Source organism: Microcoleus vaginatus FACHB-2002 (assembly GCF_040004035.1).
GTDB lineage: Bacteria > Cyanobacteriota > Cyanobacteriia > Cyanobacteriales > Microcoleaceae > Microcoleus > Microcoleus vaginatus_C.
Window position 1 is genome coordinate 38,018 of record NZ_JAMPLN010000009.1, and the last position, 16,715, is coordinate 54,732.

Below are 16,715 nucleotides of genomic sequence, written 5' to 3' on the forward strand. Positions count from 1 at the left end.
TAATTCAAAAAAATTGAAACAAATTTTTGACAGGGTGAATTATGAAAAAACAAATAGGGGTTAAAAATCACATTTTTACAACCCGAGAAGCCTGGGAAAATTTCCCGGCTATTCAGAAAATTTTCGAGGAAGTCGGTGCAGGACCGACATTAGTGGCGAAATTAAAGACAGCCTGTGAAATTTGCGAGTTTCAGCTCGGAGATGAAATCACTCAATATCAAACACCGGATAATAGCCACAATTTAGTTGAACAAGAACAGAGCGATCGCCATTTTTATTTAGTTTGCGAGGGAAGAGTCAGGCTGCTAGCGGTAGAAGCGTCTCAACAGCAGGAAATTTCGGCGGTGGTACTGGAAGTCGGAGCAATATTTGGGACAGATAACCTATTTCTTGACAGCGGACTGCCTTACAGGGCAATTGCGGCCGGCACTTGCCAAGTCGGTCGAATTGCGGCCACCACAATGCAGCTTATTTTAGAGGAATTCCCGCAACTGCAACAGCACTTGCAGCAAGAATTTCAAGAGCGACAGCGGTTAATATTTTTCAAGGCACAAACAGATTTGCGATCGCTCCCTCCCCACCAACAACAGCTTCTGTGGCCGCACTTACTTCCTTACATAGAAGAAAGCCGAATTCCTGCCGGAGTTTCCCTCGCTGAGCATTGCCAAAACTCCAACAATCATTTTTGGCTCCGCAGCGGTCAAATTCAAGGTCAAGCACCGCCAATTATCGGCAGTAACTGGGAAAATTCAGACGTGAAAAGCAACTGGATAGCCGTAACAGACCTGCTAATTTACCAGCTTAGCAGCGAACAGTGGGAAATCGCCAAATCCACAATTAGTTCCGAAAGCAATTCCCGCCCTAAAATCCTCCGTAAACCTCCGATTTTAAGCTTAGTAACGGCGCCCCAAGATGCCAAACCCACCTCACAAACCGAGCCATCAAAATTAACCGCAGTTGCTCAGCAAAAACCCGCAGCCGGAATCATCAGCTTTCCCAAACCCAAGCAGCGCCGCTGGTTGAGCAGCAAACACCCATTCATTCAACAACAGAGCGCAGCAGATTGTGGAGCTACTTGCTTAGCCATGATTAGCGAGTATTGGGGTAAAAAATTCAGCCTAAATTACTTGCGCGAATTGGCTGAAATCGGCCGCAGCGGCGCGTCGCTCAAAAGTCTGGCAAAAGCAGCGGAAAGGATGGGATTTCAAACCCGTCCCGTGCGAGCTTCTTTAACTCCGCTGCGAAATCAAAATCCCTGGATTGCTCACTGGCAAGGCAATCACTACGTGGCAGTTTACCGCTTTAAAAATCAACAGGTTTTAGTGGCTGATCCGGCTGCGGGCAAGCGGTGGATGAGCATTAAAAGTTTTACCGAAAATTGGACTGGGTACGCCCTAATTTTAGACCCGACAGCGGAACTATACCGCAATCACACTGCCGAACATCAAGGCATCAAACTTAAAAATTTTGTTGGCATAGTCTGGCCCTACCGCGCTGCGATCGCCCAAATTCTGCTCCTCTCCTTGTTGCTCCAAATATTTGGTCTAGTTACTCCCCTATTTACCCAAGTAATTCTCGACCAAGTGGTTGTCAGCAAAAGCGTAGTAACTCTGCACGTTTTTGCGATCGGGCTGCTGCTGTTTAGTGTTTGGCGAACGCTGTTGGGTGCAACGAGACAGTATTTGCTGGATTATTTGTCGAACCGCATTGACCTGACTTTAATTAGCGGCTTTATCAGTCACACTCTCACTTTGCCGATTAAGTTTTTTGAATCTCGTCAGGTGGGCGATATCTTGACGCGGGTTCAGGAAAATCAAAAAATTCAGGCATTTTTGACTCGCCAAGCTATTACGGCTTGGTTGGATGCTTTGATGGCTGTAGTTTACATCGGACTGATGGTTTACTATAACTGGCGTCTGGCGTTGTTGGTGCTGGCGTTGATTCCGCCGATCGTAATTTTGACTTTAGTCGCAACTCCCTTTCTGCGAAAAGTTTCGCGGGAGGTTTTTACCGAAAGTGCCAAGCAAAATTCATCTTTGGTGGAAATGATTACTGGGGTGGCGACGGTTAAGGCAACTGCTGCTGAGCGAGAAATGCGCTGGCGCTGGGAAGACCAATTAACCTGCATGATTAATGCTAAATTTCGCGGGCAGAAGTTGGCGAATTCTTTGCAGGTGATCGGGGGTGGGATTAATACTTTGGGGAGCACGGCTTTGCTGTGGTACGGGGCAATGCTGGTGATTCAAGACGAGTTGACGATCGGTCAATTTGTTGCTTTTAATATGATGATTGGGAGCGTGATTTCTCCTGTGCTTTCAGTGGTGGGACTTTGGGATGAGTTTCAAGAAGTGCTCGTTTCGATCGAGCGTTTGGATGATGTATTCTCTGCCCAACCTGAAGAAAGCCCTTACAAACCAATGCTGGTGCTGCCTCCCATTCAGGGAAACGTCAAGTTTGACAATGTTTCTTTCCGTTATGCTCAGGATGAGGAACGCAATACGCTGCAAAATCTTTCCTTTGAGGTGCAAGCTGGAGAAACTGTGGCAATTGTCGGCCGCAGCGGTTCCGGTAAGAGCACTTTGGTAAAGCTGCTGCAAGGTTTCTATTATCCAGAAAAGGGGCGGCTGACAATTGACGGCCACGATATTCGGCACATTTCTTTGCAGTCGCTGCGAGTTCAGTTGGGTGTTGTTCCTCAAGATTGTTTCTTGTTTTCGGGAACGATTTTGGAAAATATTACGCTGTATAAAAACGGAAATGATGCTGCTTCTGCAAGCTTGGAACAGGCGATAGAAGTGGCGAAGCTAGCAGAAGCTCATGCTTTTATTCAAGATATGCCGCTGGGTTATCAAACTCCTGTGGGGGAAAGGGGAACGAGTTTGTCTGGGGGCCAGCGACAACGAATTGCGATCGCCCGCGCTCTTTTGGGCGATCCCCGGATTTTGGTTTTGGATGAAGCAACTTCTTCGCTGGATACCGAATCTGAGCGCAGGTTTCAGCAAAATCTCGCCCGCATTAGTCGCGATCGCACTGCGTTTATCATCGCTCATCGGTTGTCTACGGTGCGTAATGCCGATCGAATTTTGGTTCTAGACAAAGGCATTTTAGCCGAACAAGGCAACCACGACGAATTGATGGCTGAACGCGGACTTTACTATCACCTCGCTCAGCAACAACTCGATATTTAAGTCATTAGTCATTAGTCATTAGTTATTAGTCATTAGTTATTAGTCATTAGTCATTAATCTTTAGTCATTAGCAACCTACACAAGACTAAAGATAATTTTCACTTACTCCTGACTTCCAACTCCTGACTTATAGCTCCTAACAACTGCCAACTGCCAACAGTCAACAGACTAATTTGGAGGAAATACAATGTTTTCACAAGATGAGAAAGAATTAGGCCACGCTCCTAACGAAATAGGTGAAGTCTATGGGGGCGTCGCTTCTAGGCAAGAAAACGAACCCAGAAAAAAAGACCGCTCTTTAGAAGTTGTCGAACCTCAAAATCGCTCTTCTCAAACTCATGAGGGTATCAATATTGCCAAATTACAGTTACGGCAGCCTGATGCGAATAATTGGTCTACTTCTTTGCACTCGGTGCTCGACCAGCCACCAGTATCATTTCCGCAGCGGTTGATATTAGGAGGAATGGTTTTTTCCGTAGCTTTTGGAGCGTGGGCAACTTTGGGAAAAATTGACGAGGTTGGTCATGCTCAGGGCAAATTAGTTCCCAAAGGCGCTGTTTACAAAATTCACCCGACGGATACGGGAAAAATTATTAACCTCGCTATCAAAGAAGGTCAAAAAATCAAAGCTGGACAATTATTGGCCGAATTAGACCCGTCGAATGCCCAGAGCGAGGTGGAGCGTCTTGATAAAATTCTGGACGCTTATCGGATTCAATTGGTGCAAGAGATGAGTTCGATCGAGAGAACTCGACTGGAAGTTGAAGCGAGCCAAGCTATTGCTGCTGCAGACCAGCGGGGGGCTGAAGCTGCGATCGCCCGTGCTCGCGCTTCAGCGGCCACCACGCAGTCTCAAATCGAGCAATTGCAAGCAGATTTAGTGTCTCAGCAAGCGCGCAAGCAACAGCTCAAACCTTTGGAAAAGGATGTGCAAGACTTGCTCTCGCAACTGAATACAGATATTAACTCCCAGCAAGGGCGGCGCGATCAGGTGAAACCATTGCAACGCAAGACTCAAGAATTGCTCGCGCAATTGCAAGCAAAAGTGACTGCTCACAAAGAGCGGATCGCGCGTCTCAAACCTTTGGTAGATGAAGGAGCACTGTCAAAAGACGTATTGTTTCAAGCTGAGGAAGCTCTGCGAGAAAGCGAAAATGCCGTGATTAGAAGCCAGTTGGGGGAGACCACTCAGGCTGACGATCGCGCCTTTGAAGTCGAGCAAACCGTTCGCGACAGGCAAAGTGCTGCCATCAGGAGTCAACTGTCTGATGCAACTGGGGTTAAGGAAAGGTTGTTTGAAGTCGAGCAAAATTTGCGCGATCGAACAAGCGCCATTTCTAAAGCCCAAGGTGAATTAACCCAACAACTGGCAGAAGTCGATCGACTGCAAGCCGAAGCCGCCAGCAAACAAGCTGCAGCGCGCCAAATGCAGTTAGAAAAAGAGCAAAAAATTCAGCAGTTGGAAATGCAATTAAATCAAGTCAAATCCAAAATTGCCGAAACCCAAACCCTGCTCGATCAAGCCAAAAATAAGCTCAAACAAAGATTTCTCTACGCACCCGTCAGCGGAGTCATTTCCGCACTCAACATTCACAACACTGGCGAAGTAGTTCAACCCGGTCAAACTATTGCTGAAATGACTCCGAATCAGGCTCCTCTGGTGCTGGAAGTCAGTTTGCCGAACCGAGAAGCGGGATTTGTCAAAACCGGAATGCCGGTGCAAGTCAAATTTGATGCTTTTCCTTATCAAAATTACGGCGTGATTCCGGGAAAAGTTTTATCTATTTCGCCCGATGCCAAAACAGACGAGCGATTGGGTGTTTTTTACCGGGTGGAAGTGAGTATCGATCGAGACTCAGTGAAAGCCAAAAATCAAACCTGGAAACTCAAAGCTGGCCAAACAGCTACTGCGGAAATTGTCATTCGCCAGCGCAGCATAGCCGACATTTTGCTTGACCCTCTCAAGCAGCTACAAAAGGGCGGCATGAGTTTGTAGAACTTAGTTAAGTGGTTGTTGTCCTTTGTCACTCTCTATACACAAAACAGGATAAAATAATGACTTCCCAATTTCACCATTCTGCCAATCATTCTCAAGTTGGAATCAAACCAGAACAATTGGATGAGATAATTTCAGCCATCCTGGCAGGAAAGTATTCTTGGGCTTGTTTTTTACTTTTGCGGTCCACGGGTTACAACCCTCTGGACTACATCCCTTACCGTACTTCCAACCGCTTGCTTAAGGAAAACAGTCAAATCAGCAAGTCGAGTAAATCGGAAACTAAGCCTGCATTGGGCAAAATTGCTGATTTAGATTATGTGGAAGTGGTGAGGGAAAAACGAGCCGGAGTTCGAGGGGGTTATGTAACCGAGGCTTTTAGCGAGTTGCACCCCGATACCAGAGGTTTTGGACTGGAAGTCAAGGAAGAGCCATGTCTCTCGACGCCGCCAATTGGTGTTCCACATCAGGGCTTTTTTGCGGGATTAAAGACACGTTGGTTGAATTTCGCGGGCGAGTAAATTAGTTGCTCGAAACAAAACCCGATTGCGGGCGTTGGGTGTACCTGTTTTTTGGTTGACTCACCGCGGGCGATCGGGTTTTTTAGTATCGAACATCCGCACTTCCGATAAATCTGCCAAAATGGCAACTTTAGCCAAAGTAATTACTTTATACTCAGAAACCCGATTTTAGCTATTGTCGATTTATACTGCTTTGCGATCGACTCTAATACAGTTATTGCTCTGTTTCGGCAATGCCCTTTCTACTCAATTTTATTGATTAGCCTATCTTTTTTGTCTTCAGCTTCTGTCAAAATTAATCTGCCAAAATGGCAACACAGGTCTGATTAGCCTAGCTATATTAAATACAGAACAACCAAAGGTTGCTTCTAGCAAAAAACTCACAACTAAAAAGGACAAAAGCCATGATTATTTCCGATTTGAACTACTTGGAAACTGCTGAAAATTCTGCTGTTGTTGGTGGTATCTTTTTCGGCAACCTCAACTCCGATGTTTATGCCGAACTAGATGTTAAGGAACGCTTTGACGTGCAGAAGCTTTACAAGCAATATGTTGACATCAAGGGCAATCTAGCGACCGCTCAATCTGAAGCTTTTGGGAAAAATACCTCGACCCAAATCTTTACTACTGTTGTAGAAGGTAAGTATTCTGCCTCCACTGGATTTTCGGCGGCTAGCTAGGAGATAACTCCAATTCATCAAATCACGTGGCAATTGGAATAAGTAGGTCGGCAGAAAAAATCATAACTATTTGGTAGTAGGGCTTCAGGCGTCAAGCCCTATGACAAAAAACCTAATACAGAAACTTTAGGTTTCCTTAGAGAGTTTGGTTAATTTTCACCGACTTACTTAGGTGATTTATGTAATTGATTACTTCGCTTTTGAAAAAGTCATCAACTACATAAATCTTGTTTCAAATCGAGCCGTAGCCAAATAGCGTCTACGGCTCACTAATTTATGGTTGAGCCAATTTTCTAATCAATAAGAATCGGTGTTAAACTCATGACTGACTGTAAAGTTGTTGTCAAACGCATAGTCTCACCCGATGGTAAAGTTATTGCTGAGGCTAAAAGCGTAGTCGAAGCATCTGGCGATGATCGAGGTGAAATTAGTCAAAGCGTTTCTGTAAAGGTTTCATCTGCTAATAGCTCCAGCAGTTACGCAAAATCGAGTTCTAGTAGTTCTTCTTCATCTAGTTTTAGCAGCACTTCCTCAACATCTAGTTGCTCTAGTATATCTTCAATTTAATAATGAAGTTAGTCTGCTAAAAACTTCTGGTGATACTGCCATGAAATATTGCTTAGTCATCTCTGACTTAAGTTATTTAGAACCCATTAACGAAAGCGAAAGCACAGTTGTAGTAGGTGGTGGCAATGTTTACGCTGATACATTCGCCACAACAACAGCCGAGCCTGGATATGCGATCGCTGTTGCAGGTGGGCTTGCCATTGGTAATCAAACTTATGCAAATAGTGTAACCAACACAACGGTTAAAGACTTGGGTAGTCTTGAGTATAGTAGAGCCACTGCAACAGCCACAGCCTATGCAAGGACTGGAAACCAAAGTGCTTCATCTACAATTCGCAGTACTTCTATTTCATTTTTTGGGCGTTAATAGTCTCACCCGATAGGAAGATGATCGATAATACTGGGTTTCAGACATCCTCTCAGGAGGATTAGGAAGATCTAGTCTTAACCGACAAATATGGGGAGTATAATTGGTGAGGGAAAAATTATATGCAGATTGAGAAAATTGATAATTTTGAAACATTTAAGAAAATCAGAGAAAATTGAGATTCTGTATACGCCGCAGATCATCAGGCTCACTTCTTCTGATCCTGGATTTGGTTATCTGGATGGTTGCAGAGGGTGCATGAGCGGTGGTTCCTATTAGCTGCAAAACCAGATATCCATGATTCATCCTATGTTGCTTTTTCCCTCTAAAAAATTCATTAACCCACCAGGAGGGAGGCGGCTTTGAAACTGAAATCTGCATGGCAGGAAATAGCATAGCAGATTACACAGGACTTATTTGCCTGCCGGGTTATGAAGAAGAGGTAATTCCTGCTTTTGCTGCTTACATCCAGCAAAAGTTAGTATGGTCTAGTTTCAATGTAAAAAGTATTCTAGAAACAGATACACGGATGTCTCTCTTCTTGACTAATTTCTCTGCCGATAGTTTTGAACTCAGTCAACTCCGCATTCAAAGTGTGAATGAAGAAGAACCCGATATTTATCTTGCTCCTTATGTTTCATTACCAGATGACTGGGAGCAATATCTGCAAAACTACGTCGGTGTCAATACCAGGGCGATCGCCCTGCACCTGCCATGACTCCGCATCCATTCGATCGCGATCCTATTCAAATCGGTCAAATCCGTCGTCTTTGAGGCTTCTCCAAGCCCCTCGACCCGCCGTTCCAAGTCCCCTCCTATCCGCTCAACCACAGTCCTCAAGCTGCTGCCAAACCCCGCTCTGTTAATCCCTATTCAGGAACGCGAGCAGGCGTGTATCGGGCGCTCCACACCAGCAAGCGCGCGCCCGATACAAAGAGTGTAAAAATTGAAAACTTGCGTAAGTCCTATAATTTCAAACAAATCTGCCAAATTGGCAACATACCTCTAATTAGTCCAGATATATTTAGGTAAATCGAAATAAAACAACGTTTTTGCTCTTCTTTAGCAGTTCGCCCTAATATTTTTTTAGTACGGGCGGGTGCCAGGAAGGTGCAATTTAAATTTAAACAGGCCTTTTGAGAGTGATGGTGATGGCTAAATCAAATGCCGTTGGCAAGCACTGCCGATCGCGATCGCCCAGATTGGTATTGGTAACAATTTTTTCCCGTCCTACTTTCGGGATAGACCAAGGTTCATTTATGAAAAACATTTCCTTCTTTAGTCTGAAGTCAAGAGCAATTGCTTCACACTTTTTAAAATTATACATTTGCATTCATTGAAATGCGGAGTGTCGGCGATCGTGCAAGTGCTTTTCGTGTTTACAGGTCAAAGGAGATAAATCGCGATGCCTCCATTAGATTTATTAGCTCCTGAGCCCTTAAATAATATTGTTGGAAACAGCAATAGTTTAAACACCTTGAATTCGTTGGCGAATAACCCTGGTGCCGGCAGCAGCAGTTCCAGCACATCTAGTTCCTTTGTCGATAGCAGCGGTGCAGGCAGTACCAGCAGCGCGACAGCAACTTCCCCGACGGGAAGTAGTACAAGCAGTGAGACTGCTTACGCTGTGGCGGCTACATCTAGCAGTGGCAGCGCGACAGCTAGTGCTTCTACAGTGGCGCCCCCAACTACTAACGCCACAGCGCCAACACCCACACCGCCTACACCCACACCGTCAAATAATGACGGTTCAACGTTCACCCCCGTGACTGGTGGCACTTCTAGCAATTCAAGTCCTTCTAATTTCTCTCCAGACAGTACGGGTACTGGCGACGAGAGTACGATCGACAGCAACGGCGAGGGATATTGGCTCGGCACCAACGAGAGCGATGTGATTAGTGGCGATAGCGGGATCGATCGAATTTTTGCAGGAAGCGGCGACGATATTGTCACAGGTAACAGAGGTAATGATGCGATCGATGGAGGCGATGGAAACGACACTTTGCGGGGAGGAAAAGGTCAGGATTTACTGATTGGCGGCAACGGCGACGATTTTCTTTGCGGCGACTTCGGCACCGATACATTGATTGGAGGTAGCGGCGCTGATACCTTTGCATTTCAACCCGAAACAGCGAGTGCAGCAGCTAATCCATTTTTAGCTGATCGAGTCGTTGATTTCAATCCCGCTCAAGGCGATCGAATTGGGCTGACAGGGGGACTTTCGGTAACAGACATGACACTCGTCGCGCTTGATACTGATGGTGACGGTGCGACAGACGCGACTCTGCTCAAGTTTAGTTCAAATAATGGCGATCGAATTTTAGCTGTTGTTTTGGGAACAGTTAACGCAGCGGGTGCAACAACTTTGAGCAATGCTGATTTTATTAGTTTGCCAAATGGGATATTGTAGCTAACCGTTAACCGTTAACACCAACTACCCCGCAGGAATCGTTAGGGGATGAAGTTAATAAATTCATAAAGGTTGAGAGAGAAAGATGAAGGACTTTTACGGGCCATTGATTGAAGCAAGTGAAATCATCGAACTACTCAAACAAGAGATGCAATTAAAAACATTTAGTCAAAAGGTTTTGCATAAAAAAGTTATTGAGAAAGCAGCCAGGGAACGGGAGTTAACTGTGACTCCAGACGAAATTCAAGCTGTGGGCGACCAACTCCGCCGCGAGAAGCGTTTGGAGAAAGCGGCGGATACGATTGCTTGGCTGGTCGATCAGATGATTTCCGTAGAAGATTTAGAGGCCGGGATTCGCGATCGGCTCCTCAGCCAAAAACTAGCCGAACACTTGTTCAGCAAAGAAGTAGAAAAGATTTTTGTTCAAAACAAATTGCAATTCGATCAAATAATTCTTTATCAAATAGTTGTTGCCAACGCCCAGCTTGCTCAGGAACTATTTTATCAAATTCAAGAAGGAGAAATCAGCTTTTTTGATGCCGCTCACCTTTACGATATTGACGAAAATCGTCGGCATATATGCGGTTGCGAAGGCAAGGTTTATCGGTGGGGTTTAAAACCAGACATAGCCGTCGCTGTATTTAGCGCTAAACCCGGAGAAGTGATTCGTCCAATTGAAACAGAGCTAGGATATCACTTGTTCCTGGTTGAAAAGTTTCTCCCGGCGGAATTAACCCCTGAACGGTATCAAGAAATATTGCACAATCTGTTTAACGAATGGTTGGCTAACGAAGTCAACTATTTATTGTACAATGCTAAAGTGTAGAAACTTAATTTCTCGCCCTCAAAAAGCCATTATATAATTTTGCTGCCACCACAGACAATGCTAACTTTTAGGTTGGTTCTGGGTGCACAGAGAGACCTAATATCTTTTCCAACTGCATCAATATTATTCATTCCTTGGCGCGGTGAGTGAGTGTAAATAGTCTCATGCTTGTGGATTTAAATATTGCTCCCTTTCACGCACTCTACTACTTAGATAAAAAGTGGTTTTACGAGGTACTTATAGCTCAATAAAGTTTAGTTAAAAAGGGAACTAATCGCCCTCGAAACTGCGCGAAGCCTAGCGAAGGATGAGACGCTTAGCAAACCCAAGCTTACTGACTTATAGCAATTTAAAAATTACTTTGGAAATGTGAGTTTTGTCAACCCCATATACGCCAGCTAGCAAAGGCAAATGGAAAAAATATATCGGTTAAAAACGCCACTCTAATATATTATCCCACAAGCTACTTTTTTAATTCTCATTTTTCCATCTTATCTATTAAGTATTTGCGTTCATCAGCGTTCATCAGCCTACATCTGCGGTTAAAAACCCACATAATTTTGCCGCCACCAAGCGCGCACAAACTTAATCTCCTCAAAGGTATAACGTTCTTCCAAAAAATCATAAATTGCTCTCAGTTTCTCATCCCCCATAACTTCAATTGCATACACTATCGCCTGCTGGCGTTCCGATTCCACCAACAAATTGATATCAACTTCCCTGCCCATTTCCATCAATTCTATCAGATGGCCAGAAATAGTATTAGGACTCATCCCCCGCGCATTAGCTATTCCTTGAACTGTCAAACCTTGTCGGTATAATTCCCAGGTTTGCATCTGCGAATAAGACGCAACATTGGAAAGATTGGGAAGATTAGCGACATCAGGAGATGCAGCACCACTTGGCAATCCTTGTTCTTTGCAAAAATTGCGAATTGCCTCCAAAAAAACTTTGCCGTACTTATCTCGCTTGTTGCTACCAACGCCGTAAACTTCCTCGAATTCTCTGAGATTTTGCGGGCGTTTTTCTGCCATGTCTCGCAAGCTTTTATCGGCAAAAACTACGTAAGGTGGCACAAATTGTTCGTCGGCAATTTGCTTGCGTAGCGTCCGCAGTATGGTAAATAAAGCTTCTACTTCTACAGCCAAAGACCGAACTTTCGCCTGTACTTCCCGCTGGGGTTCAATGGCGATTTCAACTGTGCGCTGACGTTTCATAATTTCCCAACTTTTTTCATTCAGTTTCAAAATGGGAAATCCGTCTGTTTTTTCGTCTAAGAAACCTTGATTTAAGAGCGAACGACTCAACTTTTTCCATTCATCAGCACTTCTATCTTTGCCAATTCCGTAAGTAGAAAGTTGGTTGTGCTGGTATTGCAATATTTTTTGATTTTTTGAGCCACGCAGCACGTCAATAATGTGATTCATGCCGAATTTTTCTTGGCATCTCGCAACGCAAGAAAGAAATTTCATTGCCTCAATTGTCCAATCTTCTACGGGTTTTTGGTTGCAACAGTTATCGCAAGTACCGCAGTTTCCGGGGAATGAATCGCCAAAATAACTTAACTGGATTGTGCGACGGCACTCGGTGGATTCTGCATAGTTGATTACTCGACGCAACTGTTGGCGGGCAATTCGTTGTTCTTGCGGGTCAGGTTTTTGCTCGATGATGTAGTCGATGGTTTTAACATCGCCGTAGCCGAAAAATAAGCTGCAATGAGCGGGTTCGTTGTCTCGGCCTGCGCGGCCGGATTCTTGATAGTATCCTTCGAGATTCTTGGGTAAATCGTAGTGAATTACAAACCGCACGTCGGGTTTGTTGATGCCCATACCGAAGGCTATTGTGGCTACCATTACTTGCACGTCGTCGCGAATGAAGCGGGTTTGATTGGTGGCCCGATCGACATCGTTCATGCCAGCGTGGTATGGTAAGGCTTGGATGCCGCTTTGTTGTAATTTATAGGCAACTTCGTCCACTTTTTTGCGGCTGAGGCAATAGATAATTCCCGAACCGCCTTTTTTTTGGATGATTTGCAAAACTTCGGCAAAACTGTGCTTGGTTTTGGGGCGAACTTCGTAGTATAAATTGGGGCGGTTGAAGCTAGCGACGTGGATGTAGGGATTTCGCAGGGTTAGCTGCTGGATGATGTCTTGGCGGACGCGCTCGGTGGCGGTGGCGGTTAGTCCCATAATGGGAATGTCGGGATATCGATCGCGCACTCGTTGCATTTGCCTGTATTCTGGTCGAAAGTCGTGCCCCCATTCCGAAACGCAGTGGGCTTCGTCGATCGCAAATGCCGAAATTCCTAACTTATTTGCTACTATATCTAAAAACGGTAAAAATCTCTCACCGAGCAAGCGTTCGGGTGCAACGTAGAGCAATTTAATCTTACCTTCGAGAATCGCAGTTTCGCGCGATCGGGTTTCCTGACTGCTCAAAGTGCTGTTAAGAAAAGTCGCCCCAATTCCATTATCCTGCAAAGCTTCCACCTGGTCTTGCATCAGAGCAATTAACGGCGAAACAACCACAGTCAATCCCGGTTTCAACAGTGCCGGTAATTGAAAACACAAAGACTTGCCACCGCCCGTCGGCATGACAATCATCATATCCCGTTTTTGTAAAGCAGCTTCGACAATTTCCTGCTGTCCCGGACGGAAAGAGTCATAGCCAAAAAAATGTTTGAGTGCTTGTTCCAGGGGCAGCGGCACAGAAGATATTGGCGGATTAGACGCTGACATTTGCAGTAGGTGGTTGTTGGCTTCTCAACTATTCTATGCCTTTTGAGCACAAATACAGTTACAATAATTGAGAATCTCAATTTAAGCAGAAAAACTGATGCCGAAAGCAATTTGGAATGGTGCCGTTTTGGCCGAGAGCGACAAGTGCGAAATTGTAGACAATAACTATTATTTCCCCGCCGATGCCATCAACCGTGAGTATTTCAAGGATAGCAGCACTCACACTACTTGCGGTTGGAAAGGTGTTGCTAGTTACTACAATGTCGAAGTCGGCGGACAAGTTAATAAAGATGCTGCGTGGTACTATCCTACTCCGAAAGATGCTGCTAAAAATCTTGCCGGATATATTGCTTTTTGGAAAGGAGTTAAGGTAGAGGCTTAAAGCAGTTTTGAGTTAAAAAAATGGGGCGGAGTTTGGGCGAATGTTGTGCTTAACCCGCCCCTTGAAATTTTAATCTTTTTCCCAAACGGCTACAGCTTCCCATCCCAAACCGCGACGAACAACAATCGGTTCGCTTTCTGTCAAATCGAGAATGGTAGAAACTTGATATCCCGGATCGGAACCGTCATCGACAATGACATCAACTAACTTTGAAAAACAGTCAAAAAGTTCAGCTTTGCCAAAGCTTTCTGCTTTAGATGCAGGCACGGGTGCTGCACCTTCATCATCCGTGGTAATGTGAGCGGATGTTGAAATAATTGGATTTCCCAACGCTTCCAAGAGTGTAAAACAAAGCCGCTGGTCGGGAACGCGAATTCCAGTGGTTTTGCGCTTCGGGCTCATTACCAACCGTGGCACTAACTTGGTAGCTGGCAGCAGAAATGTATAAGGCCCCGGTATTAACCGCTTGATAATTCTGTATGCTTCATCGCTGACGGCTGCATAGTCGGCGATATTTGACAGAGAGGAACACAAGAACGTTAAAGGCTTATCATTGGATAGTTGCTTGATCTGCCTGACTCGTTCTACTGCAGATTTGGAGTTGATATCGCAGCCGATCGCGTAAACTGTATCTGTCGGATAAAGCATCACTGCCCCATTTTTCAGAGCTTTTTGAATTTTCTCGATCCGGTCTCTTTGGGGTGCAACTGGATGCACTTCGTAAATAGTTGCCATGTTAAGATATTGCAGGCTAAGTGGGCGATCGAAATATCGAGTGAAACAATCAATGCTAAAAATTAATTGTTAACAATGAATAAAATAGCTTATTTTGACTGTCCAACCGGCATTGCTGGCGATATGTGCATCGGAGCTCTCATCCACGCCGGCGTTCCTTTAGACTACCTAATTGAAAAACTCAATTTGCTCGGCATTTCGACAGAGTACCAGTTGCGGACGGAATTAGTCCACCGGAATACTCAACAAGCAACTAAATTTTATGTCGATTTAGCTGCGGATTTGTCGTTAAAACCAGAAAATCCCGCTACCGAACTCGATCCCTCGGAAACGGAATCCCCGACTTTTGACGCCCGCCACCACCATCATCACGGGGAAGAACATTCTCACAGTCACGGGGAAGAAGATGCAGAAATTAGCCACACTCATCACCGCAATTTGCCCGAAATTGAGCAAATCATCGTCTCTGCAAAATTGCCTCCGCGCGTGGAAGCTTGGAGTTTGGCCGTATTTGGCAAATTAGCAGAGGCAGAAGGTGCCGTACACGGTATCCCCGCAAGCGAGGTTCACTTTCACGAGGTGGGGGCGACGGATGCAATTATTGATATTGTCGGTACTTGTTTGGGTTTGGATTGGTTGGATATTCAGGAGTTTTACTTTTCGGCGATGCCGACTGGCGCAGGTACGGTGAAGGCTGCACACGGCCGATTAGCGGTGCCGACGCCGGCGGTGATGCGGTTGTGGGAAACGCACCGAGTGCCGGTTTATAGCAATGGGATCGATCGCGAATTGTGCACTCCTACGGGAACTGCGATCGCCTGTACTCTCGCCGCTGCTTTCGGCCCGCCACCGCCGATGCAAATTCAGGCGATCGGTTTGGGTGCAGGTTCTCGAATGCTGGCAATTCCTAATATTTTGCGCCTCTGGATTGGGGAGAAGGAAGAAGGAAGAAGGAAGAAGGAAGAGGGAAGTTCGGCAACGGATTCTGTAACGGATGTAACGGATGTCAGAAAGAGGGAAGAAGGAAGAGAGAAGTTTTTAAACAATTCCCCATTCCCGATGCCCGATGCCCAATGCCCAATGCCCAATTCCATAGAAACTATTACGGTGTTGGAAACGCAAATTGATGATTTGAGTCCGCAGGCGATCGGCTATGTTTTTGATGCTTTGTTTGCCGCCGGAGTTCTGGATGTTTTCACGACCCCAATTGTGATGAAAAAGTCGCGGCTGGGGGTTTTATTAACTGCGATTTGTCATCCCGAATTTGAGGATGCTTGCGAAGCAGTTATCTTTCGCGAGACTACTACTTTAGGAATTAGGCGATCGACTCAACAAAGAACGATTTTACACCGAGAAATCCAGACAGTTAAAACAGAATACGGCGAAGTCAAGATAAAAGTTGCGAAGTCTGGACAAACGATTGTTAATGTACAGCCGGAATACGAGGATTGCGCGGAAATTGCCAGACTTAAAAATATTAGCTGGCGGGAAGTTCACCGCTTGGCGCTGCAAAGTTGGTACGATCGCACTTAATCAATTACAGTGACTTACAAGAGGGTAGAGAAGCCTGTCAATGCCGCAAAGCATTGATTCAAAGGAATCATATTGCTTGTACAATTTTAGCGTGTAAATTCTTCAAAAAAACAGCGCGAATGGTTGAAAAAACAGTAGACCAGTTAAAGCAGGAATTACTGTCAGACTACCTCAAACCAGAAGTGAAAGATCCACCTATACGTTGCGTACTTGTTTAACAGGAAAGTAGGTGATTCTTTGGGTAGTTCAATTTGAATCTTACGACAATCGCTCACTTTTCTTGAACTGGCGATGGTAACTTGTGTCAGGCTATATATAGCGTACCTGCGTAAGTCCTGTGTACGATAATTAACCCGCCCAAGGTTCTAACCAGCAGTAGATTTTTTAGCTAACAAAAAGACCAGCTTGCAGCCGATCTTCCGACGGGGGAATGACCCGAACTTTTGGCTGGGTATCGCCCGCAACTACAAGCTGGCCGTGTCCCCGGCGTATCGAGTACAGCCTGGGTTCAACAAACAGCGATCGAATTGAAATAGTCCTGAACGCAAAAAACCCGGTTCCCCTCAAAATCGTGGATATATCCCTTGAGATATTGACGCAGAAACCGTGTTGAAAGGCCCCCCGTGCGTCCAGGACTGTTAAAGTTTATTCTTCGACAAGCTATGTCGATCGCATCATAACGATCGAATATCACCAGCGCGCTTAATTCCGTGCGATCGCCCCTTCCATGTCGATCGGCCTTTTTTTGTAAGACTCTTGTGCCAGCACTTTC

At 45.3% G+C, this 16,715-nt stretch carries 14 protein-coding genes; 11 read left to right on the forward strand and 3 right to left on the reverse strand.

From position 1 onward, the window contains the following. The first annotated feature begins 41 nt into the window (after nucleotides 1–41). The 7 genes from NDI35_RS10250 to NDI35_RS10280 all read left to right on the forward strand — a co-directional run bounded on the left by NDI35_RS10250 (nucleotide 42) and on the right by NDI35_RS10280 (nucleotide 8,037). On the forward strand, nucleotides 42–3,188 hold the full coding sequence (locus NDI35_RS10250; protein WP_445312646.1) for an ABC transporter transmembrane domain-containing protein: 3,147 nt from the start codon (nucleotides 42–44) through the stop codon (nucleotides 3,186–3,188). 187 nt (nucleotides 3,189–3,375) lie between these two features. Beyond that, complete coding sequence (locus tag NDI35_RS10255; RefSeq protein ID WP_445312647.1) at nucleotides 3,376–5,184, forward strand: beta-barrel domain-containing protein; 1,809 nt, start codon at nucleotides 3,376–3,378, stop codon at nucleotides 5,182–5,184. A gap of 59 nt (nucleotides 5,185–5,243) precedes the next feature. Next, nucleotides 5,244–5,705, forward strand: coding sequence for a HetP family heterocyst commitment protein (locus NDI35_RS10260; RefSeq protein ID WP_445312648.1), 462 nt, complete (start codon nucleotides 5,244–5,246; stop codon nucleotides 5,703–5,705). Between the two features lie 404 nt (nucleotides 5,706–6,109). Beyond that, nucleotides 6,110–6,385 (forward strand): hypothetical protein, encoded by a 276-nt coding sequence (locus NDI35_RS10265; RefSeq protein WP_445312649.1) that lies wholly within the window; start codon nucleotides 6,110–6,112, stop codon nucleotides 6,383–6,385. 321 nt (nucleotides 6,386–6,706) lie between these two features. Then, on the forward strand, nucleotides 6,707–6,952 hold the full coding sequence (locus tag NDI35_RS10270; protein WP_445312650.1) for a hypothetical protein: 246 nt from the start codon (nucleotides 6,707–6,709) through the stop codon (nucleotides 6,950–6,952). A gap of 40 nt (nucleotides 6,953–6,992) precedes the next feature. After that, nucleotides 6,993–7,319, forward strand: a complete 327-nt coding sequence (locus tag NDI35_RS10275; RefSeq protein ID WP_445312651.1) for a TonB-dependent receptor — start codon at nucleotides 6,993–6,995, stop codon at nucleotides 7,317–7,319. 379 nt (nucleotides 7,320–7,698) lie between these two features. Next, a complete protein-coding gene (locus NDI35_RS10280; RefSeq protein WP_445312652.1) occupies nucleotides 7,699–8,037 on the forward strand; it encodes a GNAT family N-acetyltransferase in 339 nt (112 codons plus the stop codon). A 405-nt stretch (nucleotides 8,038–8,442) separates the two neighbouring features. On the opposite strand, the gene NDI35_RS10285 is transcribed toward NDI35_RS10280, so the two are convergent. Continuing rightward, nucleotides 8,443–8,589, reverse strand: coding sequence for a hypothetical protein (locus tag NDI35_RS10285; protein WP_445312653.1), 147 nt, complete (start codon nucleotides 8,587–8,589; stop codon nucleotides 8,443–8,445). Nucleotides 8,590–8,724: 135 nt separating this feature from the next. Between NDI35_RS10285 and NDI35_RS10290 the strand changes: the two genes are divergently transcribed. Both NDI35_RS10290 and NDI35_RS10295 read left to right on the forward strand, forming a co-directional pair. Then, complete coding sequence (locus NDI35_RS10290; protein WP_445312654.1) at nucleotides 8,725–9,729, forward strand: calcium-binding protein; 1,005 nt, start codon at nucleotides 8,725–8,727, stop codon at nucleotides 9,727–9,729. Nucleotides 9,730–9,814: 85 nt separating this feature from the next. Beyond that, complete coding sequence (locus tag NDI35_RS10295) at nucleotides 9,815–10,555, forward strand: peptidylprolyl isomerase (RefSeq protein ID WP_445312655.1); 741 nt, start codon at nucleotides 9,815–9,817, stop codon at nucleotides 10,553–10,555. A gap of 542 nt (nucleotides 10,556–11,097) precedes the next feature. Here NDI35_RS10295 and recQ read toward each other — a convergent pair. After that, a complete protein-coding gene (recQ, locus tag NDI35_RS10300) occupies nucleotides 11,098–13,293 on the reverse strand; it encodes a DNA helicase RecQ (RefSeq protein WP_445312656.1) in 2,196 nt (731 codons plus the stop codon). A 97-nt stretch (nucleotides 13,294–13,390) separates the two neighbouring features. On the opposite strand from recQ, the gene NDI35_RS10305 reads away from it, so the two are divergent. Then, the gene (locus NDI35_RS10305) at nucleotides 13,391–13,675 is read left to right on the forward strand and encodes a DUF427 domain-containing protein (RefSeq protein ID WP_445312657.1); all 285 of its coding nucleotides are present in this window, start codon (nucleotides 13,391–13,393) and stop codon (nucleotides 13,673–13,675) included. 69 nt (nucleotides 13,676–13,744) lie between these two features. Here the strand turns inward: NDI35_RS10305 and NDI35_RS10310 are convergent, their stop codons facing one another. Continuing rightward, nucleotides 13,745–14,410 (reverse strand): L-threonylcarbamoyladenylate synthase, encoded by a 666-nt coding sequence (locus NDI35_RS10310; protein WP_445312658.1) that lies wholly within the window; start codon nucleotides 14,408–14,410, stop codon nucleotides 13,745–13,747. Nucleotides 14,411–14,485: 75 nt separating this feature from the next. On the opposite strand from NDI35_RS10310, the gene larC reads away from it, so the two are divergent. Next, the gene (gene larC, locus NDI35_RS10315) at nucleotides 14,486–15,943 is read left to right on the forward strand and encodes a nickel pincer cofactor biosynthesis protein LarC (RefSeq protein WP_445312659.1); all 1,458 of its coding nucleotides are present in this window, start codon (nucleotides 14,486–14,488) and stop codon (nucleotides 15,941–15,943) included. Nucleotides 15,944–16,715: the final 772 nt, after the last annotated feature.